The sequence below is a fragment of the Bradyrhizobium sp. CCBAU 25338 genome (assembly GCF_028128965.1).
In the GTDB taxonomy this organism is placed as follows: Bacteria; Pseudomonadota; Alphaproteobacteria; order Rhizobiales; family Xanthobacteraceae; genus Bradyrhizobium; species Bradyrhizobium liaoningense.
This window is the reverse complement of record NZ_LFKY01000034.1, coordinates 1-20,673: the sequence shown is the minus strand read 5'-3', so window position 1 is coordinate 20,673 and position 20,673 is coordinate 1. Positions and strand designations below refer to the sequence as shown.

The 20,673-nt window shown below is 66.2% G+C and carries 14 protein-coding genes; 5 read left to right on the top strand and 9 right to left on the bottom strand.

The window, feature by feature from the left end; genetic code table 11:
• Positions 1 to 129: 129 nt before the first annotated feature.
• The 4 genes from ACM42_RS14115 (at position 130) to ACM42_RS14100 (ending at position 7,085) form a co-directional block, all read left to right on the top strand.
• Positions 130 to 1,707 carry a Do family serine endopeptidase gene (locus tag ACM42_RS14115; RefSeq protein WP_271528493.1) on the top strand — a complete coding sequence of 526 codons (1,578 nt, stop codon included), beginning with the start codon at positions 130 to 132 and terminating at the stop codon, positions 1,705 to 1,707.
• A 275-nt stretch (positions 1,708 to 1,982) separates the two neighbouring features.
• Positions 1,983 to 2,663, top strand: a complete 681-nt coding sequence (locus ACM42_RS14110) for a response regulator transcription factor (RefSeq protein WP_035676010.1) — start codon at positions 1,983 to 1,985, stop codon at positions 2,661 to 2,663.
• Entirely contained in the window at positions 2,647 to 4,101 is a 1,455-nt protein-coding gene (locus ACM42_RS14105) for a sensor histidine kinase (RefSeq protein ID WP_271528492.1), read from the top strand. Before ACM42_RS14110 ends, ACM42_RS14105 begins: the two co-directional genes overlap by 17 nt.
• Positions 4,098 to 7,085, top strand: coding sequence for a bifunctional [glutamine synthetase] adenylyltransferase/[glutamine synthetase]-adenylyl-L-tyrosine phosphorylase (locus ACM42_RS14100; RefSeq protein ID WP_271528491.1), 2,988 nt, complete (start codon positions 4,098 to 4,100; stop codon positions 7,083 to 7,085). Before ACM42_RS14105 ends, ACM42_RS14100 begins: the two co-directional genes overlap by 4 nt.
• On the opposite strand, the gene ACM42_RS14095 is transcribed toward ACM42_RS14100, so the two are convergent.
• The 5 genes from ACM42_RS14095 to ACM42_RS14075 are packed head-to-tail and all read right to left on the bottom strand — an operon-like array spanning position 7,042 to position 13,007.
• Complete coding sequence (locus ACM42_RS14095; RefSeq protein ID WP_271528490.1) at positions 7,042 to 7,275, bottom strand: formate dehydrogenase subunit delta; 234 nt, start codon at positions 7,273 to 7,275, stop codon at positions 7,042 to 7,044. The two genes, ACM42_RS14100 and ACM42_RS14095, sit on opposite strands and share 44 nt — an antisense overlap.
• Positions 7,265 to 8,092, bottom strand: coding sequence for a formate dehydrogenase accessory sulfurtransferase FdhD (gene fdhD / locus ACM42_RS14090; RefSeq protein WP_271528489.1), 828 nt, complete (start codon positions 8,090 to 8,092; stop codon positions 7,265 to 7,267). Before fdhD ends, ACM42_RS14095 begins: the two co-directional genes overlap by 11 nt.
• Before the next feature lie 4 nt (positions 8,093 to 8,096).
• The gene (fdhF, locus tag ACM42_RS14085; protein ID WP_271528488.1) at positions 8,097 to 10,970 is read right to left on the bottom strand and encodes a formate dehydrogenase subunit alpha; all 2,874 of its coding nucleotides are present in this window, start codon (positions 10,968 to 10,970) and stop codon (positions 8,097 to 8,099) included.
• A gap of 10 nt (positions 10,971 to 10,980) precedes the next feature.
• The gene (locus ACM42_RS14080; protein WP_271528487.1) at positions 10,981 to 12,537 is read right to left on the bottom strand and encodes a formate dehydrogenase beta subunit; all 1,557 of its coding nucleotides are present in this window, start codon (positions 12,535 to 12,537) and stop codon (positions 10,981 to 10,983) included.
• The gene (locus tag ACM42_RS14075; RefSeq protein ID WP_271528486.1) at positions 12,534 to 13,007 is read right to left on the bottom strand and encodes a formate dehydrogenase subunit gamma; all 474 of its coding nucleotides are present in this window, start codon (positions 13,005 to 13,007) and stop codon (positions 12,534 to 12,536) included. The genes ACM42_RS14080 and ACM42_RS14075 overlap by 4 nt, the downstream gene beginning before the upstream one ends.
• Positions 13,008 to 13,231: 224 nt before the next feature.
• On the opposite strand from ACM42_RS14075, the gene ACM42_RS14070 reads away from it, so the two are divergent.
• Positions 13,232 to 14,125: a LysR family transcriptional regulator gene (locus ACM42_RS14070; protein ID WP_271528485.1), complete on the top strand. Its 894-nt coding sequence runs from the start codon at positions 13,232 to 13,234 to the stop codon at positions 14,123 to 14,125.
• 48 nt (positions 14,126 to 14,173) lie between these two features.
• Here ACM42_RS14070 and ACM42_RS14065 read toward each other — a convergent pair whose 3' ends face one another.
• The 4 genes from ACM42_RS14065 to ACM42_RS14050 form a co-directional block, all read right to left on the bottom strand.
• A complete protein-coding gene (locus ACM42_RS14065) occupies positions 14,174 to 16,504 on the bottom strand; it encodes a PAS domain-containing sensor histidine kinase (RefSeq protein WP_271528484.1) in 2,331 nt (776 codons plus the stop codon).
• A 226-nt stretch (positions 16,505 to 16,730) separates the two neighbouring features.
• A complete protein-coding gene (locus ACM42_RS14060) occupies positions 16,731 to 18,104 on the bottom strand; it encodes a cation-efflux pump (RefSeq protein WP_271528483.1) in 1,374 nt (457 codons plus the stop codon).
• 222 nt (positions 18,105 to 18,326) lie between these two features.
• Positions 18,327 to 19,295, bottom strand: a complete 969-nt coding sequence (locus ACM42_RS14055) for a zinc-binding dehydrogenase (RefSeq protein WP_271528482.1) — start codon at positions 19,293 to 19,295, stop codon at positions 18,327 to 18,329.
• A gap of 25 nt (positions 19,296 to 19,320) precedes the next feature.
• Positions 19,321 to 20,316: an NAD(P)H-dependent flavin oxidoreductase gene (locus tag ACM42_RS14050; protein WP_271528481.1), complete on the bottom strand. Its 996-nt coding sequence runs from the start codon at positions 20,314 to 20,316 to the stop codon at positions 19,321 to 19,323.
• Between the last annotated feature and the right edge of the window lie 357 nt (positions 20,317 to 20,673).

Genomic DNA, 20,673 nt, shown 5'->3' with positions numbered 1-20,673 from the left:
CACCTCATCTCTTCATTACGAAAGTTTAACCCCCCAGCCAGCGCACGGTAAGGCGCGAGCCCCCATCTTCAGGTCCGTAAGGTGCTGGCATCCAGCGCCAAAAGAATTCAAGGCCCTGGAGATTTCTGCATGACCGAACGTCCCGACCTTTCGAACCTTCCGTCGTACCGGCAGCCGCGCCGGTCGGTGTTCTCTGCGCGCAAGCTCGCGCTGATGGCCTCGGTCGTCGCCGGCCTCGGCGCGGCTGTCTACGGCTTCAGCCCTTCGACCTCGCCGGCCGACCTGTTCTCCAGCCCGGCGCACGCGCAGGTCAACAACGAGGTTCGTCAGGTTGAGCGTCCCGTCGGTTTTGCCGATATCGTCGAGCGCGTGAAGCCGTCGGTGATCTCGGTGAAGGTCAACATCAAGGAGAAGATCGCGAGCAGCGATGACGGCGATGATTCCTCCTCGCCGTTCCAGCCGGGCTCGCCGATGGAGCGCTTCTTCCGCCGCTTCGGCGGTCCCGATGGTGTCCCGGGCCTGAAGGGAGGCCGCGGCCGCGTCGTGCAGGGCCAGGGCTCCGGCTTCTTCATCTCGGCCGACGGCTATGCCGTGACCAACAACCACGTGGTCGACGGCGCCGACAAGGTCGAGGTCACCACCGATGACGGCAAGACCTACACCGCCAAGGTGATCGGCACCGACCAGCGCACCGACCTCGCCTTGATCAAGGTCGAGGGCGGCTCGAACTTCCCGTTCGCCAAGCTCGCCGACAGCAAGCCGCGGATCGGCGACTGGGTGCTTGCGGTCGGCAATCCCTTCGGCCTCGGCGGCACCGTGACCGCGGGCATCGTTTCGGCCAGCGGCCGCGACATCGGCAATGGGCCCTATGACGACTTCATCCAGATCGACGCGCCCGTGAACAAGGGCAATTCCGGCGGTCCCGCCTTCGATACCAACGGCGAGGTGATGGGCGTCAACACCGCGATCTACTCGCCGTCCGGCGGCAGCGTCGGCATCGCGTTCTCGATTCCGGCCAACACCGTCAAGAGCGTGGTCGCGCAGCTGAAGGACAAGGGCTCGGTCAGCCGCGGTTGGATCGGCGTGCAGATCCAGCCCGTGACCTCCGACATCGCCGACAGCCTCGGCATGAAGAAGGCCGAAGGCGCGCTGGTGGCGGAGCCGCAGGCCAACGGTCCGGCCGCCAAGGCGGGCATCGAGTCCGGCGACGTGATCACGGCGGTCAACGGTGAATCCGTCAAGGACGCCCGTGAGCTCGCCCGCACCATCGGCGGCATGGCGCCCGGCGCGACCGTGAAGCTCAACGTGCTGCACAAGGGCCAGGACAAGGTCGTGAACCTCACCCTCGGCCAGCTGCCGAACACGGTCGAGGCCAAGGCCGACACCGACAATGACAGCGGCAAGCGTGCCAATCGCGGCACCGACGTGCCCAAGCTCGGCATGACCGTTGCGCCCGCAAACTCCGTGGCCGGCGCCGGCAAGGAAGGCGTCGTCGTCACCGAAGTCGATCCGAAGAGCGCCGCGGCCGAACGCGGCTTCAAGGAAGGCGACGTGATCCTCGAAGTCGGCGGCAAGAGCGTGGCCACCGCGGGCGAAGTCCGTGACGCCATCAACGCGGCGCGGACCGACAACAAGAACAGCGTCCTGATGCGCGTGAAGAGCGGCGGCCAGTCGCGCTTCGTCGCGGTGCCCCTCGCCAAGGGCTGAGGCCTTAAGGAGGCCTACGAGATGAAGGGTATCGCCGGCATCAGTCGCCCCCGCCGCCGGTGCCCTTCGGGGAAGCAGCGCAACGCTGGCTTCCCCAGTCTACCTTCCGGTGGAATTACGCCCCCCTCCGTCGGAAGGCCTAGGGCGGTGAGGTCCCCCCAGCTTCACCGCCCGCCTTTTTCCTGCTTCGACACTCTCCCGCTCGGCTTGCATGCCGTTGCCGCTCGCGCCATGTTTAGAGAAGGTTGACCTCCTTGACCGCCGCCGAACGCACGATGCGCCTGCTCATCATCGAAGACGACCGTGAATCCGCCGACTACCTCGCCAAGGCGTTTCGCGAAGTCGGACACATTGCCGACCACGCCGCTGACGGCGAGGAAGGCCTCGCCATGGCAGAAAGCGGCGACTACGACGTGCTGGTGGTCGATCGCATGCTGCCCAAGCGCGACGGCTTGTCGCTGATCGGCGCACTGCGCGACAAGGGCAACACGACGCCGGTGCTGATTCTCTCCGCACTCGGGCAGGTCGACGACCGCATCAAGGGCCTGCGTGCCGGCGGCGACGATTATCTGCCGAAGCCCTATTCTTTCGCCGAGCTCCTGGCCCGTGTCGAAGTGCTGTCGCGCCGCCGCGGCGGCCCGGCGGAGGACACGCTCTACCGCGTCGGCGATCTCGAGCTCGACCGGCTGTCGCATCGCGTCGCCCGCGGCAAGGACGAGCTGACGCTCCAGCCGCGCGAATTCCGCCTGCTCGAATATCTCATGAAGCACGCCGGCCAGGTGGTGACGCGCACCATGCTGCTCGAGAACGTCTGGGACTATCATTTCGATCCGCAGACCAACGTGATCGACGTGCACATTTCGCGGCTCCGCTCCAAGATCGACAAGGGTTTCGAGCGTCCCCTGCTGCACACGATCCGCGGCGCCGGATACATGATCCGTGACGGCATTCGGTAAACTCGTCCGCACCACGGCGTTCCGGCTGACGCTGGTCTATCTGCTGCTGTTCGCGATGTTCGCGGCCTCGCTGCTGGCCTATTTCGCCTGGAACACGCGGCGGCTGATCACCGAGGAGATCACGCAGACGGTCAATGCCGAAACCTCGGAGATCAACGAGATCTACGGGCGCCGTGGCCTGTTTGGCCTCGTGCGGACGATCGAATATCGGGCGCTGCGCCCGGGCGCGAACCTTTATCTCGTGACCACCCCGACCGGGCAGGCGGTTGCCGGCAATGTCGGCTCGCTCGCGCCCGGCGTGATGGCGACCCGTGGCTGGTCCGAGACCGCCTACCGGCGGATCGAGGATACGGATGATCGCGACCATCGCGCGCTCGTTCGCGTCACCGAATTGGAGAACGGCTTCCGCCTGCTGATCGGCCGCGACCTCGCCGAGCGGCGGCGCCTGTTCGGCATCGTCGCCAAGGCGGCGCAATGGTCGGTCCTCATCGTGGTCGTGCTTGGCCTCGCCGGCGGCATTTTCGTCGCGCGGAGGGTGCTGAGGCGCATCGACGCGATGACCGGCACGGCGCAGCGGATCATGACCGGAGATCTCAGCGAGCGCCTGCCCGTGGGGCGCAGCGGCGACGAGATCGATCGCCTCGCCGAGAACCTCAACGCCATGCTCGAGCGGATAGAGGCGCTGATGGCGGGCCTGAAGGAGGTTTCCGACAACATCGCCCACGACCTCAAGACGCCGTTGACGCGGCTGCGCAATCGCGCCGAGGAGGCGCTGGCGAAATCAGGCTGCGAGGCCGATTACCGCGCCGCGCTGGAGCGGACGATCGAGGAATCCGACGGGCTGATTCGTACTTTCAACGCGCTTCTGATGATCGCGCGCGCCGAGTCCGGACAGGCGCGCGGCAACATGGACGATTTCGACGCCGCCGATGTCGCCAATGGCATCCACGAGCTCTACGAGCCCCTGGCGGAGGACGACGGCATGACCTTGAAGGTGAAGGCCGATCCGACGCCGGTTCATGCCAATCGCGAGTTGATCAGCCAGGCGCTCGCCAATCTGGTCGAGAATGCGATCAAATACGGCAAGCCCGCTTCGCAGCCCGCGGGAACCGTGGTCAGCATGGATAGCCGGCAGATCACGATCGAGGCCCGGCGTGAGGGCGATCAGGTGCTGCTCAGCGTCACCGATCGCGGCCCCGGCATTCCCGAAGGCGACCGCAAGCATGCTGTCGAGCGATTCGTCCGGCTGGAGGCGAGCCGCACGCTGCCGGGCTCCGGCCTCGGCCTCAGCCTCGCCTCGGCTGTTGCCACGCTGCATGGCGGAGAATTGCGGCTGGGCGATGCCCATCCCGGTCTTGTCGCCACGCTGGTGCTGCCGGCGCGCGCGGGCGACAGGGTTGCTCCGTCAATGCCGGATGTGCCACAGAAGGTGGCATGAACCACTCCGCGCCGGGAAACGCGGACAAGCATGGTGAGAGGTTGGCCGCACGCTTCGCGGAGGCTCCCCATATTGCCGCTTCCACAACCGACGAACGACGTTTCGAAAGCTGGCTGGCCGAGCTCGAGCCGGCCCAATCGGCCCGTCTGGAAGTGCTCCTGGGCCATCCCTTCGCCCGCGATATCCTGGCCGGGATCGCGGAATTCTCGCCCTATCTGTTCGATCTGGTGCGCGCGGATGCCCTGCGCCTGATCCGGCTGCTCGAATGCGATCCGGATACGCATCTCGCCGCACTGGTCGCCGAGGCAAGAGGCGCGGTGCTCGCGGCACCTGACGAGGCCGAGGTGATGCGGCTGCTTCGCCGGATGAAGGCGGAGGCCGCGCTGCTGATCGCGCTGTGCGACATCGGCGGTGTCTGGCCGGTGATGCGGGTGACGGCGGCGCTCACCGATGTTGCTATTTCCTCCGTGCAGGCGGCGCTGCAGTATCTGCTGCGGCAGGAAGCCGCACGCGGCAAGCTCTCGCCGCCCAATCCGGAGGCGCCCGAAGAGGGCTGCGGGCTGATCGTGCTCGCGATGGGCAAGATGGGCGCGGGCGAGCTGAACTATTCCAGCGACATCGATCTGATCGTGTTCTTCGATCCCGATGCGACAACGCTGGCGGCGGACATCGAGCCGCAGCCGTTCTTCGTCCGTGTGACGCAGGGGATGGCGCGCATCCTCCAGCAGCGCACCTATGACGGTTACGTCTTCCGCGTCGATCTGCGCCTGCGGCCCGATCCGTCCTCGACACAGGTGGCGATCTCGCGGGACGCCGCGTTGCATTATTACGAGCGGGAAGGGCGCACCTGGGAACGCGCCGCGATGATCAAGGCGCGCGCCTGCGCCGGCGATCCCAGGGCGGGTGAAGCGCTTCTGGCAGAGATCGCGCCGTTCGTCTGGCGCAAGCATCTCGACTTCGCCGCACTCGCCGACGTTCACGACATGAAGCGGCAGATGCAAACCTATCGTGGCCAGAGCGAGATCGCGGTCGAGGGACACAACGTCAAGGTCGGGCGCGGCGGTATCCGCGAGATCGAGTTCTTCGCGCAGACTCAGCAGCTGATTGCGGGCGGCCGCCATCCGGAATTGCGGGTGCGGCCGACGCTCGAGGCGCTCGACGTCCTCGCCTCCAGCAAGTGGATCACCTCTGCGGCGCGCGACGAGCTGACCACGGCCTACGAATTCCTGCGCCGGGTCGAGCATCGCCTCCAGATGATCGCCGACGAGCAGACCCATACGCTGCCTGAGGACGGGCAAGCGGTCGAGCGCTTCGCGTGGTTCTTCGGTTATCAGGATCGCGAAGCCTTTGCGCGCGACCTGTTGCACCAGCTCCAGATCGTCCAGGGTCACTACGAAAAATTGTTCGAGGGCGACGATCCAACCGGAACGGCCAGGCTGCCGGCGCTCGACTACAGTGCGGGTCCCGACGATCCGCGCCTGCTCCAGCACCTGGTGACGCTCGGCTTCAAGAAGCCGGCCGCCGTCGCGCAGACCGTGCGCGACTGGATCACCGGCGACTACCGCGTATTCCGCAATGAGGCGACGCGAAGCGCCTTCGTCGAATTCGTGCCGGCCTTGATCGACGGTCTTGCCCACGCCGAGGAGCCGGATCGCGCCGTCGTGGCGTTCGATCATTTCCTCGGGGCGCTCCAGCGCGGCGGCCGGCTGATCACGCTGCTCGGCCAGAACCGCGATCTCGTCGCGCTGGTGGCGCTGGTGCTGGGGGCGGCGCCGCGGCTCGGCGAAATGCTGGCGCGGCAGCCGCAACTCATGGATGGTCTGATTGATCCGCGCTTCTTCGGCGCCATGCCCGACAGGCAGGAATTGTCGGGCCGGCTCGCGACCACCGTGCGAGACGCGGACTCCTACGAGGAATTTCTCGATCGCCTGCGCCTGTTCGGCCAGGAGAGCCTGTTCCTGATCGGCACGCGCATCCTGTCCGGCACGGTTTCGGCGCAGCAGGCGAGCACCGCCTTTGCCGATGTCGCCGAAGGAATCGTGCACACCGTGCATGGCCTCGTCGCCGATCGCTTTGCCGCCCAGCACGGCCGGATCAAGGGGCAGGAGACCGCGATCATCGCGATGGGCCGGCTCGGCAGCCGCGAGATGACGGCCTCGTCCGATCTCGACCTGATCCTGCTCTACGATTTCGACAGCGACAATCCGGACTCCGACGGGCCGAAATCGCTTCAGGGCGCGCATTATTTCGCGCGCTTCACCCAGCGCCTGATCAGCGCCTTCACGACGCGCACCAATTACGGCGTGCTCTATGAGATCGACATGCGCCTGCGGCCGTCGGGGCGCGCCGGTCCGGTCGCCTCGAGTCTCGTTTCATTCGCGGACTACCAGGCCACCGAGGCCTGGACCTGGGAGCACATGGCGTTGACGCGCGCACGCGTGGTGTCGGCATCGCCCGAATTCCGGGAACGGATCGAGCGCGTCATCCGCGATGTCCTGACCCGCCGCCGCGATCCCGCAATCACGGCCAACGACGTCGCCGACATGCGGCGCGCGATCGCGCAGGAGAAGGGCGAGGCCGATTGCTGGGATATCAAGCATGCCGCCGGCGGCATGGTCGACATCGACTTCATCGCGCAATATCTCCAGCTCGTGCATGCCCACGAGAAGCCGGACATTCTCGACGTCGGCACCATGCAGGTGCTGGAAAATGCATGCAGGCTCGGCGTGCTCGCGCAGTCCGAGACCGAGATCTTGCGTGCCGCGGCGCGGCTCTATCACGACCTGACGCAGATCCTGCGGCTTTGCGTCAGCGAGCGCTTCAAGCCTGAGACCGCCGGCACCGACCTCCTGCGCGTGATGGCGCGCGCGGGCGACGCGCCGGACTTCTCGTCGCTGGAGGCGCGGGTGAAGGAGACCCAGACCGAGGTGCGGCGCGTGTTCAGGACGCTGCTGGAAGGGACGTCGCCTGCTTCAACGAGGTGAGGGCCTCGCGCACATCAGGCTCGAGGCCCGCACCGCCGGCATCGAGATGGGCGAAGATCGCGCGCTTCATCCGGGGATCCCAGAATTTCTTGATGTGCTCGGCAATCCCCGGCACGGCCTTGTCATGGCCCTGGCTCCGGAAGAACTTGCCGATCTGGTTGGCCATGTAGATCAGGCGGTCAGGCGACATCGGCAACCTCCGTGGCATGGCGCGCGACGATCCGGCTGCCATGCGAGAATATTTCGAACCCGTCCTGCCGCGCGATCGCGATCAGCGTGATGCCGGCGGCTTCCGCCGTGCGTACCGCGAGCGCGGTCGGTGCAGACACGGCGATCATCACGGAGGCGCCGATTGCGGCCGTCTTCTGCACCATCTCCACCGAGACCCGGCTCGTCAGCAGCACCATGCCGCCGCGCGCATCCGCGCGGCTGCGCGCCAGGGCCCCGGCGAGCTTGTCGAGCGCGTTGTGACGGCCGACATCCTCGCGCAGCGCGACGATGCCGCCTGCAGGGGACCAGAACGCGGCAGCGTGAACGGCGCGGGTTTGCATGTTGATCGATTGCAGCGGCGCGATCGCCTGCATCGCCGTCATAATTTGCTCCGGCGTGAAGGTCTGCCCCTGCGGCACCACGGCCGCCGGCCGCACCGCCTCGGCAATGGACTCGATGCCGCAGATGCCGCAGCCGGTGGGTCCCGCGACGTGACGACGGCGTTCGCTAATGCGGGCAGCATCTTCCGATGCCAGCCATATCCGCAGCTCGATGCCGTCGTCGAGACGGACCACGTCGAGAGAGCGAATGTCCTCGACCGATCCGACGATGCCTTCGTTCACGCTGAAGCCGACCGCAAAATCCTCCAGGTTCTGCGGTGTCCCCATCATGACGGCGTAGGTGCCGCCATTATAGGTCAGCGCCAGCGGCGTCTCCTCCGGGATCAGCCGTGTCCCCTCTGATGCGATGTCATCACGCCAGATCTCGCGGTCGATGGCCTGGACCGGCACGTGCATGAGGTTACTCCGCGGCCTCGGCCGGTGCGATGCGGCGGGAGTGCCGCGCCTGCGCGTCATAGGCCTTCTGCCAGTCGGACGGGCCGTTCGACGGCGAGACCTGCACCGCCGTGACCTTGTATTCGGGGCAATTGGTGGCCCAGTCCGAATAGTCGGTCGTGATGACGTTGGCCTGCGTGTCCGGATGGTGGAAGGTGGTGTAGACGACGCCCGGTGCGACGCGGTCGGTGATCTCCGCGCGCAGCGTGGTCTCGCCGGCGCGGCTCTTCAGCCGCACCCAGTCGCCGTCGCGCACGCCGCGCTGCTCGGCGTCGTGCGGATGGATCTCGAGGCGGTCCTCGGAATGCCAGACGACGTTCTCGGTGCGCCTCGTCTGCGCGCCGACATTGTACTGGCTGAGAATGCGGCCCGTCGTGAGCAGCAGGGGATAGCGCGGGCCGGTGCGCTCGTCGGTCGCGACATACTCGGTCACGACGAACTTGCCCTTGCCGCGGACGAAGCCGTCGATGTGCATCACCGGCGTGCCCTCGGGCGCCTTCTCGTTGCAGGGCCACTGCACCGAGCCGAGCTCGTCGAGCTTGGCGTAGGAGACGCCGGCGAAGGTCGGCGTCAGCGCCGCGATCTCGTTCATGATCTCGGACGGATGGCTGTACTTCATCTCGAAGCCCATGGCGTTGGCAAGGCCGATGGTGACCTCCCAGTCGGCCATGCCGTTCTTCGGCGTCATCACCTTGCGCACGCGCTGGATGCGGCGCTCGGCGTTGGTGAAGGTGCCATCCTTTTCGAGGAAGCTCGAGCCGGGCAGGAAGACGTGGGCGTAGTTCGCGGTCTCGTTCAGGAAGAGATCGTGGACGATGACGCATTCCATTGCCGACAGCGCCGCCACCACGTGCGAGGTGTTGGGATCGGATTGCAGGATATCCTCGCCCTGCACGTAGATGCCCATGAAGGTGCCTTCGACCGCGGCATCGAACATGTTGGGAATGCGCAAGCCCGGCTCCGGGTTGAGCTTGACGTTCCACAGCGCCTCGAACTGCTCGCGCACCGCATCGCCCGAGATGTGGCGGTAGCCGGGCAACTCGTGCGGGAACGAGCCCATGTCGCAGGAGCCTTGAACGTTGTTCTGGCCGCGCAGCGGGTTCACGCCGACGCCGGGGCGGCCGATATTGCCCGTTGCCATCGCGAGATTGGCGATCGCGATCACGGTGGTGGAGCCCTGGCTGTGCTCGGTAACGCCAAGGCCGTAATAGATCGCGCCGTTGCCGCCGGTCGCGTAGGTGCGGGCTGCCTCGCGCAGATCCTTCGGATCAACGCCGGTGAGGATGGCGGTGGCTTCCGGGCTGTTCTGCGGCTGGGCGACGAAGGCGGCCCATTCCTCGAACTCGCTCCAATCGCAGCGCTCGCGCACGAAGGCTTCGTTGACGAGCCCTTCGGTGACGATGACATGCGCCAGCGCCGTCATGACCGCGACATTGGTGCCGGGCATCAGCGGCAGATGCAGCGCCTTCACATGCGGCGATTCCACCATCTCGGTGCGGCGCGGATCGATCACGATCAGCTTTGCGCCCTGGCGCAGCCGCTTCTTCAGGCGCGAGGCGAAGACGGGGTGAGCGGAGGCCGGGTTGGCGCCGATGACGACCACGACATCAGTCTCCTCGACCGAGTCGAAGTCCTGCGTCCCTGCCGAAGTGCCGAAGGTGGTGGCAAGACCGTAGCCGGTCGGCGAATGGCAGACGCGGGCGCAGGTGTCGACGTTGTTGTTGCCGAAGCCGGCGCGGATCAGCTTCTGCACCAGATAGGTCTCTTCATTTGTGCAGCGGGACGAGGTGATGCCGCCGATGGCGTCGCGGCCGTATTTCTTCTGGATGCCGCGCATCCTGGCGGCGGCAAACGAGAACGCCTCGTCCCAGGACACTTCGCGCCAGGGATCCTCGATGCGCTCGCGGATCATCGGCTTGAGGATGCGTTCCTTGTGGTTGGTGTAGCCCCAGGCGAAGCGGCCCTTGACGCAGGAATGGCCGCGATTGGCCTTGCCGTCCTTGTACGGCACCATGCGTACCACTTCCTCGCCGCGCATCTCGGCCTTGAAGGCGCAGCCGACGCCGCAATAAGCGCAGGTGGTGACGACGGAATGCTCGGGCTGGCCGATCTCGATCACGGATTTTTCCGTCAGCGTCGCGGTCGGGCAGGCCTGCACGCAGGCGCCGCAGGAGACGCATTCGGAGCCGAGGAAGCTTTCGCTCATGCCGGGCGAGACGCGGCTGTCGAAGCCGCGGCCGGAGATGGTCAGCGCGAAAGTGCCCTGCACCTCCTCGCAGGCACGGACGCAGCGCGAGCAGACGATGCACTTGGAGGGATCGTAGGTGAAGTACGGGTTGGACTCGTCCTTCGGCATCCAATTGTCGTTGGTGCAGCCGTCCGTCCTGGCGAAAACGTGGTTCTCGCCTTCATAGCCGTAGCGCACGTCGCGCAGGCCCACTGCGCCGGCCATGTCCTGCAGCTCGCAATCGCCGTTGGCGCCGCAGGTGAGGCAGTCGAGCGGATGGTCGGAGATATAGAGTTCCATCACGCCCTTGCGCAGCCGCTTCAGCCGCTCGGTCTGGGTATGCACGACGAGGCCGGGCATCACAGGCGTGGTGCAGGAGGCAGGGGTTCCGGCGCGGCCCTCGACCTCGACGAGGCAGAGACGGCAGGAACCGAACGCGTCGACCATGTCGGTCGCGCAGAGCTTTGGAATCTGGTGGCCTGCATCCATCGCGGCGCGCATGATGGAGGTGCCCTCGGGCACCGTCACCTCCTTGCCGTCGATGGTCAGCGTCACCATCGTTTCCGATTTCGAGCGCGGCGTGCCGAAGTCGATTTCTTCGATCAGAGACATTGTCGTTCTCCTATTCCGCGGCCTGAAGCGTGGTCGGGACCGGCGCGAAATCCTCCCGGAAGTGCTTCAATGCGCTGAGCACGGGGTAGGGCGTGAAGCCGCCGAGCGCGCAGAGCGAGCCGAATTTCATGGTGTTGCAGAGGTCCTCGACGAGCGCGAGGTTTTCGCTGACGCGCTCGCCTTTGATGATCTTCTCGATGGTCTCGACGCCGCGGGTCGAGCCGATCCGGCACGGCGTGCACTTGCCGCAGGATTCGACGGCGCAGAACTCCATGGCGAAGCGCGCCTGCCTGCGCATGTCGACGCTGTCGTCGAACACGACGATGCCGCCATGGCCGATCAGGCCGTCGCGCGCGGCGAAGGCCTCGTAGTCGAACGGCGTGTCGAACAGCGCGCGCGGGAAATAGGCGCCGAGTGGGCCGCCGACCTGCACCGCACGGACCGGACGGCCCGTGAACGTGCCGCCGCCGATGTCGTCGACGAGTTCGCCGAGCGTCACGCCGAAGGCGGTCTCGAACAGCCCGCCGTAACGGATGTTGCCGGCGAGCTGGATCGGCATCGTGCCGCGGGAGCGGCCCATGCCGAAATCGGCATAGGCCTTGGCGCCTTCGGCGAGGATGAAGGGGACGGCGGCGAACGACAGCACGTTGTTGATCACGGTCGGCTTGCCGAACAGGCCATGATGCGCCGGCAGCGGCGGCTTGGCGCGCACGATGCCGCGGCGGCCTTCGAGGCTTTCCAGCAGCGAGGTCTCCTCGCCGCAGACGTAGGCGCCGGCGCCGACGCGCACTTCGAGATCGAAGGCTTGCTTCGAGCCGCCGATATTGGTGCCGAGATAGCCGCCGCGCCTGGCCGCGACGATGGCCGCGTTCATCGCCTCGATCGCGTGCGGGTATTCGCTGCGGATGTAGATGTAGCCCTTGGACGCGCCGACGGTGATGCCGGCGATGGTCATGCCCTCGATCACCAGGAACGGATCGCCTTCCATGATCATGCGGTCGGCAAAGGTGCCGCTGTCGCCTTCGTCGGCGTTGCAGACGATGAATTTGCGGTCGGCCTTGGCCTGGGCAACCGTCTTCCACTTGATGCCGGTCGGGAAGCCTGCGCCGCCGCGGCCGCGCAAGCCCGATGCGGTGACTTCGTCGAGGATTGCATCCGATCCAAGCGAGAGAGCGCGCGCGAGGCCCTTGTAGCCGCCATGGGCGCAGTAGTCGTCGAGCGAGCGCGGGTCGATCACGCCGCAACGGGCGAAGGTGAGGCGGGTCTGGCGCTTGAGCCAGGGAATCTCGTCGGTCGCTCCCAGCCGCAGGAGATGCGGCGTGTTGCCGGCGAGCGCGTCGAGGAGCGAGGGCACGTCGGTCTCGGTGACAGGTCCGAAGGCGATCCGGCCCTGGGGCGTCGCGACCTCGACCAGCGGCTCCAGCCAGTAGAGGCCGCGCGAGCCGGTCCTGACGATCTCCACTGCAACGCCGCGCTTGGCTGCGGCCTGCTCCAGCGCAAGGGCAACCTCGTCGGCGCCGACGGAAACCGCACCGGCATCGCGCGAGACGTACAGGCGGATGCTCATCGCTGCGCCTCCGCAACCAGCGCATCGAGGCGCTTCTGATCGAGCCGGCCAATGAGGCGGCCATCGAGCATCGCAGACGGCGCAGTCGCGCACAGGCCAAGGCAGTAGATCGGCTCCAGCGTGACGCGATCATCGGCCGTGGTGTTGCCGAGCGAGATGCCGAGCCTTGCCTCGGCGCGCGCAGCCAGCGCGTCGCCGCCGGCGGCCTGACAGGCTTCCGCACGGCACAGCTTCAGCACATGGCGGCCGGCCGGCTTGTGGCGGAAATCATGGTAGAACGTGAACACGCCATGGACTTCGGCGCGCGACAGATTGAGTGCTTTCGCCACCATGGGAATTGCCGCCTCCGGCACGTAGCCGAACGCCTCTTGAAGCGCATGCAGGATGACGAGCGTCGCGCCTTCCTGCCCGGCATGTTCGGCGATGATCTCGGCGCCGCGCGTCTCGTCCCAATCATAAACCGCTGTCATTCGTCATTCTCAACCAGAGCGTTTCCTGCTCCCAAACTATTTCGAATCATTCGAAGATCAATAAAGCTGTCCCGTGCTGCGATTGCGAAGTCGGATCGATTGGCAAGCGCGATCACCTGATTTCAAATCGCAATCGAATCCGCTCCCGCAGGCGGTTTTTGCGTGTTGCGGAGGAGTGGGCGTGCTAGCTTGCATGCCACCACAGCATCCGAAGGGATAACCGGTTGATCGACAAGCTTGAACTGCTGCTGGCGCTGGCGAAGGAGCGGCATTTCGGACACGCGGCGGAAGCCTGCGGCGTGACGCAACCGACGATGTCGACCGGGCTCAAGCAGCTCGAGGAGATCCTCGGCGTGATGCTGGTCCAGCGCGGGTCTCGCTTCCAGGGATTTACCCCGGAAGGCGAGCGGGCGCTCGACTGGGCGCGGCGGATCGTGGGCGATGCCCGCGCGATGCGCGACGAGATCAACGGGCTGAAGCATCAGCTCTCCGGCGAGATCCGCATCGCCGCGATCCCGACCGTGCTCGGTATGGTCGCCTCGCTGACGACACCGTTTCGCGCCAAGCATCCCGAGGTGCGCTTCCGCATCCAGTCCACCACCTCGTCCGAGGTGCTTGGGCTGCTCGAAAATCTCGAGGTCGATGCGGGGCTCACCTACATCGAGAACGAGCCGATCGGCAAGGTGCGTACCATTCCGCTCTACAACGAGAGCTATCGCCTGTTGACCGCGCCGGATGCGATGTTCGGCGACCGCGAGACGGTGACCTGGAAGGAGGTCGGCCAGGTGCCGCTATGCCTGCTGACGCCCGACATGCAGAACCGCCGCATCATCGACCGCGCATTGCGCTCGGTCGGCGCGGAGGCGACGCCGACGCTGACCTCGAACTCGCTGCTGGTGCTGTTCACGCATGTGAAGACGGGGCGTTGGGCGAGCGTGATGCCGGCCAAGCTCGCCGAGACGCTCGGCCTGTCCGATACGGTGCGTTCGATCCCGATCGTCGACCCCGAGGTCAATTACAGCATCGGCATGGTGATCCCGCAGCGCGATCCGATGACGCCGCTGATCGCGGCGCTGGTCAATGTGGCGCGGGAAGTGGCGCCGACGCTGCAATTGTAGGGGTTAACGCGTCGGCAGCGTAGGTGGCACTTTCCCTGCGGCAGAGGTTCAGGCCGCAGCCGATATCCCGGACGCCGCCTTGATCGCGTCGCGCGGCAGGGTCACGCGCACGACGGTGCCGACCTCGAGCTTGGAGCGCAGCCGCATCGAGCCGCCGTGGAGCTGCGCCAGCGAGCGGGCGATCGCCAGGCCAAGGCCCGAGCCGTGATAGGTCTTGGTGAGCTGGCTCTCGACCTGCTCGAACGGGCGGCCGAGCCGCGCCAGCGAATGTGGCGCGATCCCGATGCCGGTATCGGCGATCATCAGCACGATCCTGTCGTCGAGCTGCCGGCTGCGCACCACGACGCGCCCGCCCTCGGGCGTGAACTTCACGGCGTTGGAGAGCAGGTTGACGATGATCTGCTTGGTCGCGCGGCGGTCGGCGATGACGGAGATGGGTTTTGCGATGTCGGCGTCGAGCGTCAGACGCTTGTCCTGCGCACGGCCGGTGACGACCCGCAGGGACTCCACAAGCGTCTTCGAGAGGTCGAGCTCTTCCATGTCGAGCTTCATGCGGCCGGCTTCGATCTTGGACATGTCGAGGATGTCGTTGATGACCTCGAGCAGATAGTGGCCGCTGGTCAGGATGTCCTGGCAGTATTCCTGGTATCTCTCGCTTCCGAGCTCGCCGAACATGCCCGAGCCCATGATCTCGGAGAAGCCGATGATGGCATTGAGCGGCGTGCGCAGCTCGTGGCTCATATTGGCCAGGAACTTCGACTTGGTCTGGTTGGCTTCCTCGGCGCGTGTCTTCTCGCGCTGGTACTTCTCGGCGAGGTCGGCGAGCTCGACCGACTGCCGCTCCAGCGCGGCCTGCGAGCGCTTCAGGTCGATGACGGTGGCACGCAGGCGCAGATCGTTGTCGACCAGCTTCTGCTCGTGCTCCTTGATGCGGGTGATGTCGGTGCCGACCGAGACGTAGCCGCCGTCCTTGGTGCGGCGTTCGCTGATGTGCAGCCAGCTGCCGTCGTCGAGCTGCGCCTCGAAGGTGCGCGCGCCCGGGCCTTGGGCGGCGGTCTCGTTGTGGCGGGTGCGCACCTCCGGCATGCGGCCGACCTCGAGCACGGTCTCGTAGGAGGTGCCGGGAATGACGGCCGTATCGGGTAGCCTGTGCAGACGCTGGAAGTGCGAGTTGCAGAGCACGAGGCGATCGCTCGCATCCCACAGCACGAAGGCTTCCGGAATGGTCTCGATCGCGTCGCGCAGGCGGAGGTCGGCTTCCACGGTCCTTTCCGCGAGGCTCTTCTGCTCGGTGATGTCGACGGCGATCCCGATCAGGTGCACGCTGTCATCGGTCGCCCCGCGCGTCTTCTCGCAACGCACGCGGAGCCAGATCCAGTGGCCGTCGACATGCTGCATGCGGAAGGTCTGGTCGATGTGGTCGATCTCGCCGGAGATGAGCTGGTCGGCGATCGCGAACAGGTCGATGTCGTCGGACTTCACCAGCGCGTTGACCTCACCGAAGGTGAGGAGCTCGTGGCGGCCGTCGAGGCCGAGCATCGAGAACATCGACTGCGACCAGAATATCCGGCCGCGCGACAGATCCCAGTCCCACAGCCCGCAGCGGCCGCGGTTGAGCGCGGTGTCGATGCGGCCGCGCACGGCGTCGTTGATGATGTCGCCCTCGCGGGCGCGGGTCGACTGCCAGTGGAAGGCGAAGCCGAGGATCAGGACGACGAAGCCGGTGGTCGCCGACAGCGTGACCGAGAGCGCGGCGTCCGAGCCCCAGATCGGCTCGTTGCGCTCCTGAATCACGGTGACGAAGCCCGGCAGCGACTTGATCTGCCGCGAGGTCGCCATCGCTGCGTTGCCGCTCGGCAGCGTCAAGTCGGAGACGTTGCCGTCGCGTGGCGGCGCCGCCATCAATTGCGCGGCCGTGATCGCATCGAGCAGGCGGTCGTTGCCGACGGAGTCGTTGTCGGCCGGGATGCGGGCGAGGATACGGCGGTCGACGCCGGCCGAGGTGACGATGACATGGCGGCCCGAGGCCGTGCCCCAGGACGGGATCAGATCCGGCAACAGCGCCGGCAGGCTCTCGATGTTCTTCAGCCGTTCCTGCCGCACCGAGGTGAGGCGGTCGATGCGCTCGGCGAGCAGGTCGGCGAGGGCCGAAATGTCGTGGCTGATCACCAGCCGCTTCTGCCGCGTCTGGTCGACCACCTGCACGAACGCGCCGAGGCAGATCGTGATCAGGAATGCGATGATGAGTGTCGGCACGGCGCGGCGCAGCGCCGGCTCCGCGATCAGGAGCCGATGATAGGCAGGTTTCGCGATCGATTGCGCCAATCCCTTGATCGAATCGGATTGGACGCATGCGTTCGCGGCGTCTGCACGCGACATGCCTTCGGCCCCCTGAAAACCAGCTTGCAACTGAAGCTCGGAAGCAGCCCCACGTCGCTTCCGAATCACACCGATTTGAATCCAGTTTTCGCGGGCTGTCGAGAGTCAACGAATCGTTAACGCGAAATTATTCTTATCCAACGCGCAGTTTGTGCATCGGGTGTCCGCAAATTCGCGTGCGCGAGGAGTCCGAAACGAGAACGTGCGACTCCCCGCACGTTCTGCATCACGCGCGTGGCGGTTCGGCGTGACTGATCACGCGCTTCACGCTCGGGAACGCACGCCGCAACGCGCGCTCGATTGCGTCGACATGCTCGTGCACCTTGATCACGCTCATCGACGGTGCCGCGCGGCAGTGGAAATTGACGATCTCGCCGGCGTCGGTGTTGCGGACACGCACATTATGGATGTCGTGGATCTCGCCTTCGCCGGCGAATTCGGCCAGCGCGGCGGCGATGGTCTGCACCCGTTCCGGTGCGGCATCGACGCCGAACGGCAATTCCGGTTCCAATGGCTCGATGTGAACGTCGACCTCGACGTCCTCGCCGAACTCCTCCTGGATGTTGCGCTCCAGCGTGTTCGCGACATCATGGGCGGCCTCGAGCTGCATGTCGGCGTCGACCTCGAGGTCGATGCTGACGGTCAGCTTGGCGCCGAGATCGTGCACCGTGACATGGTGAACGGCGAGGCCCGAATTGTGCGCGATCACCATGATGCGGTCGCGCACGGTCTCGTTGTTGCGTGCGACGGGGACGGCGGTGAAGGTGAGGTCGGCGTCGCCGAACGCCTTGTCCACGGCGATTTGCGCGCTGCGCTTGATCTCCTCGACGCGGTCGATCGGATAGGTCCGCGGCACCTTTGCGATGGTGTCGATGAACGTGGTCGCTCCGACCATGCGCACGCGCAGCCGGTCGACGTCGATCACGCCCGGTACCCCGCGGATCGCGGCGGTGGCCTTCTCCTGGGCGCCTTCCGGGGCGCGGTCGACCAGCGTCTGCACGGTGGAGCCGGCCATGCGCAGCCCGAGCAGGGCGATCATCACGGCAACCGCTGCGGCTGCCGCCGCGTCGCCCCACCAGAAGCCGAGACCGGCGAGGATCAGGCCCACGATCACGGCGAACGAGCCCATGACGTCGGAGGCGAAATGCAGTGCATCCGCCGCCAGCGCCTGGCTCCTGGTCTCCCGCGCCGCGCGGTGCAGGGCGCGGGCGCGCCAGAGATTGACGGCGATGTCGAGCACCAGCACCACGAACGGCACGGCCGAAATGGTCGGCGGCGGGGTTCCCTCGCTCAGCCGGCTATAGGCCTCGACCAGGATGCCGCCGGCAAGCACGTAGAGCAGGGCGGTGACGCCGAGCGCGGAGACGCTTTCCAGCTTGCCGTGGCCGTAATGGTGCTCGTCGTCTGCGGGCTTGTCGGACACCCGCACCACCGCCCAGGTGATGATGGTCGCGACCAGGTCGATCGAGGAATGCAGGGCCTCGGAGATCAGCGCCAGCGAGCCGATCGCGATCCCGACCGCGAACTTGGCCACCGCCATGCCGCCACTGGCGAAGATCGAGATCGCGGCGACCGAGGTTTTGCTGTGCTGAGAGGTCATGGCGGGGATGTAGCAGGGCGTGGGTGAACATCAAGCGACGATCCACAACCGTAGTCGCGAGTGACTTGCAGGAGCGTATCCCCCCGACGCCGTCATGCCCGGGCTTGTCCCGGGCATCCACGTTCTTCTGCGCAAGGGGTAAAGACGTGGATGGCCGGGTCAAGCCCGGCCATGACGAGAGGAGAGAGCGTCGCTCCGCTCTTGTCTCACTTGCCGCAACCTTCACAGCGTCACGACGATCTTCCCCAGATGCCTGTTCGCCTCCATGTGCTCGAACGCCTGATCGATATCGTCGAACGCGAACACCTTGTCGATCGGCAGCTGCAGCTTGCGCGATTCCACCGCGCCCCAGACGTCTTTGCGGACCTCCTCGAAGATCTCGCGGACCTCCTCGATGGTGCGGGTGCGGAAGGTGACGCCGACATAGTCGATGCGGCGGGCCGCATGCAGGTCGAAATTGAAGTCGGCGTGGGTGCCGCCGAGCCGGCCGACATTGACGATGCGGCCCTTGATCTTCGTCGCGGCGAGGTTCTGGCTCGCGACCTTGCCCGAGACCTGGTCGACGATGAGATCGACGCCTTCCCCGTTCGTCGCCTTCAGCACCTGGTCGACCCATTGGGGATCGGAGCTATCGACGGCGAGATCGGCGCCATGGTCCTTCAGCCGGCTGCGACGAGCGGCATCGGTCGACGAGCCGATCACGAGCTTTGCGCCCTTGAGCCTGGCGATCTGCATCGCCATCAGGCCGACCCCGGAGCTCGCGCCCTGGATCAGCACGCTCTGGCCCGCCTGCACTCCGCCGACGGTGACGACGGCGTTGTGCATGGTCGTGAGCGCGACGGGGAGAGTCGCGGCCTCCTCGAAATTCATGTTGGAGGGTGCGTGGAATAGCCGGCCGTGATCGGCCAGCGTATATTCGGCGAACGCCGCGCCGCCCGAGCCCATGATGCGGTCGCCGACCTTGACGCCTTTAGCATTCGGCCCAAGCTCGGCGACTTCGCCGGCCCATTCCATGCCGAGCACGGTGCCGACGCCGCCGGCCGCCCCATGGGCGTGCCCCTTGCGCATGCCGGTGTCGGCGCGGTTCAGGGCGCAGGCGCGGACGCGGACCAGCACCTGCGTGCCCTTGGGCTTTGGTTGAGCGACATCGGAAATCGTAGCGCCACCAGGGCCGTAGACGTAAGCCTTCATGAATTGCTCTCGCTTCTTGCGGTGACTATTCCGCGGCTTCACGTTGCGGATGAACGATCATGCCCTCCAGCCTGCCGCGGATGATCGCTTCCGCCTCGCGCACGATGCGCGAGACCAGTTCGGCGCAACTCGGGATGTCCTGGATCAGGCCCTGCACCTGGCCGGCCGACCAGATGCCTTCGTCGGAATCGCCGGTGGCATAGACCATCTTGCCGCGGGCGCCGGCGACGAGCTCGCGGATGTCCTCGAACTTCGCGCCCTCCTTCTCCATGGCGACGACCTTGCTCGAGATCGCGTTCTTCGCCACACGCGAGGTGTTGCGCATGGTGCGGAAGATCAGCTCGGTCTCGCGCTCGTCATTGGCGACGATCTTCTCCTTGATGAGCTGGTGGATCGGGCTTTCCTTGGTGGCCATGAAGCGCGTGCCCATGTTGATGCCGTCGGCGCCCAGGGCCAGCGCCGCGACGAGGCCGCGGGCATCGGCAAAGCCGCCCGAGGCGATCATCGGGATCCTGATCTTGTTGGCGGCGGCCGGGATCAGGATCAGGCCGGGGGTGTCGTCCTCGCCGGGGTGGCCGGCGCATTCGAATCCATCGATTGAGATGGCATCGACGCCCATCCGTTCGGCCGAGAGCGCGTGGCGCACGCTGGTGCATTTGTGCACGACCTTGACGCCGTGCTTCCTGAACTCGTCGACATGCTCCTGCGGCTTGTTGCCGGCGGTCTCGACCACCTTGATGCCGCTCTCGATGATGGCGGCGCGGTATTCGGCATAGGGCGGCGGCTTGATCGCGGGCAGGATGGTGAGATTGACGCCGAACGGCTTGTCGGTGAGGTCGCGGCAGCGCGCGATCTCCCTGGTCAGGTCCTCCGGCGTCGGCTGGGTCAGCGCGGTGATGAAGCCGAGCGCGCCGGCATTGGCAACGGCTGCGACCAGCTCGGCGCGGCCGACCCACTGCATTCCGCCCTGGACGATCGGGTGCTCGACGCCGACCAGTTTGGTGAACCGTGTCTGCAACATGATGTGTTTCCCCCGCCTGCGTGGCGCTCTGTTATCGGTTGATGGCCGGAGGATGCCGCCGGGGGTGGCAAATGTCTATTGCGCCGGCGTGCGGTGAGTGCGGGGCGATCATGCGGGGACGAGGGTGATTCCGTGCGGCGGATAATTGGGACCGGGCCTTCGCCGATGCGACCGTCGGGAGGGGCGCTGAGGCGGTTCTCGAGCCTACTGCTTCAACATCGTCATTGCGGGCGCAGCGAAGCCATCCAGACGGCCTCCGCGGAGGGATTGCTTCCTCGCTTCGCTCCTCGCAATTGTGCATGTTCACTAATTCGCTGATTGGATCGCTCCAGCGGAGGACGATCCGATGCGCGACAA

Bases quoted from the DNA above. Each gene is read 5' to 3' on its own strand.
- ACM42_RS14115 (WP_271528493.1), top strand. From the start codon at position 130: ATGACCGAACGTCCCGACCTTTCGAACCTTCCGTCGTACCGGCAGCCG.
- ACM42_RS14110 (WP_035676010.1), top strand. From the start codon at position 1,983: ATGCGCCTGCTCATCATCGAAGACGACCGTGAATCCGCCGACTACCTC.
- ACM42_RS14100 (WP_271528491.1), top strand. From the start codon at position 4,098: ATGAACCACTCCGCGCCGGGAAACGCGGACAAGCATGGTGAGAGGTTG.
- ACM42_RS14095 (WP_271528490.1), bottom strand. From the start codon at position 7,275: ATGTCGCCTGACCGCCTGATCTACATGGCCAACCAGATCGGCAAGTTC.
- fdhD (WP_271528489.1), bottom strand. From the start codon at position 8,092: ATGCACGTGCCGGTCCAGGCCATCGACCGCGAGATCTGGCGTGATGAC.
- fdhF (WP_271528488.1), bottom strand. From the start codon at position 10,970: ATGTCTCTGATCGAAGAAATCGACTTCGGCACGCCGCGCTCGAAATCG.
- ACM42_RS14080 (WP_271528487.1), bottom strand. From the start codon at position 12,537: ATGAGCATCCGCCTGTACGTCTCGCGCGATGCCGGTGCGGTTTCCGTC.
- ACM42_RS14075 (WP_271528486.1), bottom strand. From the start codon at position 13,007: ATGACAGCGGTTTATGATTGGGACGAGACGCGCGGCGCCGAGATCATC.
- ACM42_RS14065 (WP_271528484.1), bottom strand. From the start codon at position 16,504: ATGTCGCGTGCAGACGCCGCGAACGCATGCGTCCAATCCGATTCGATC.
- ACM42_RS14060 (WP_271528483.1), bottom strand. From the start codon at position 18,104: ATGACCTCTCAGCACAGCAAAACCTCGGTCGCCGCGATCTCGATCTTC.
- ACM42_RS14055 (WP_271528482.1), bottom strand. From the start codon at position 19,295: ATGAAGGCTTACGTCTACGGCCCTGGTGGCGCTACGATTTCCGATGTC.
- ACM42_RS14050 (WP_271528481.1), bottom strand. From the start codon at position 20,316: ATGTTGCAGACACGGTTCACCAAACTGGTCGGCGTCGAGCACCCGATC.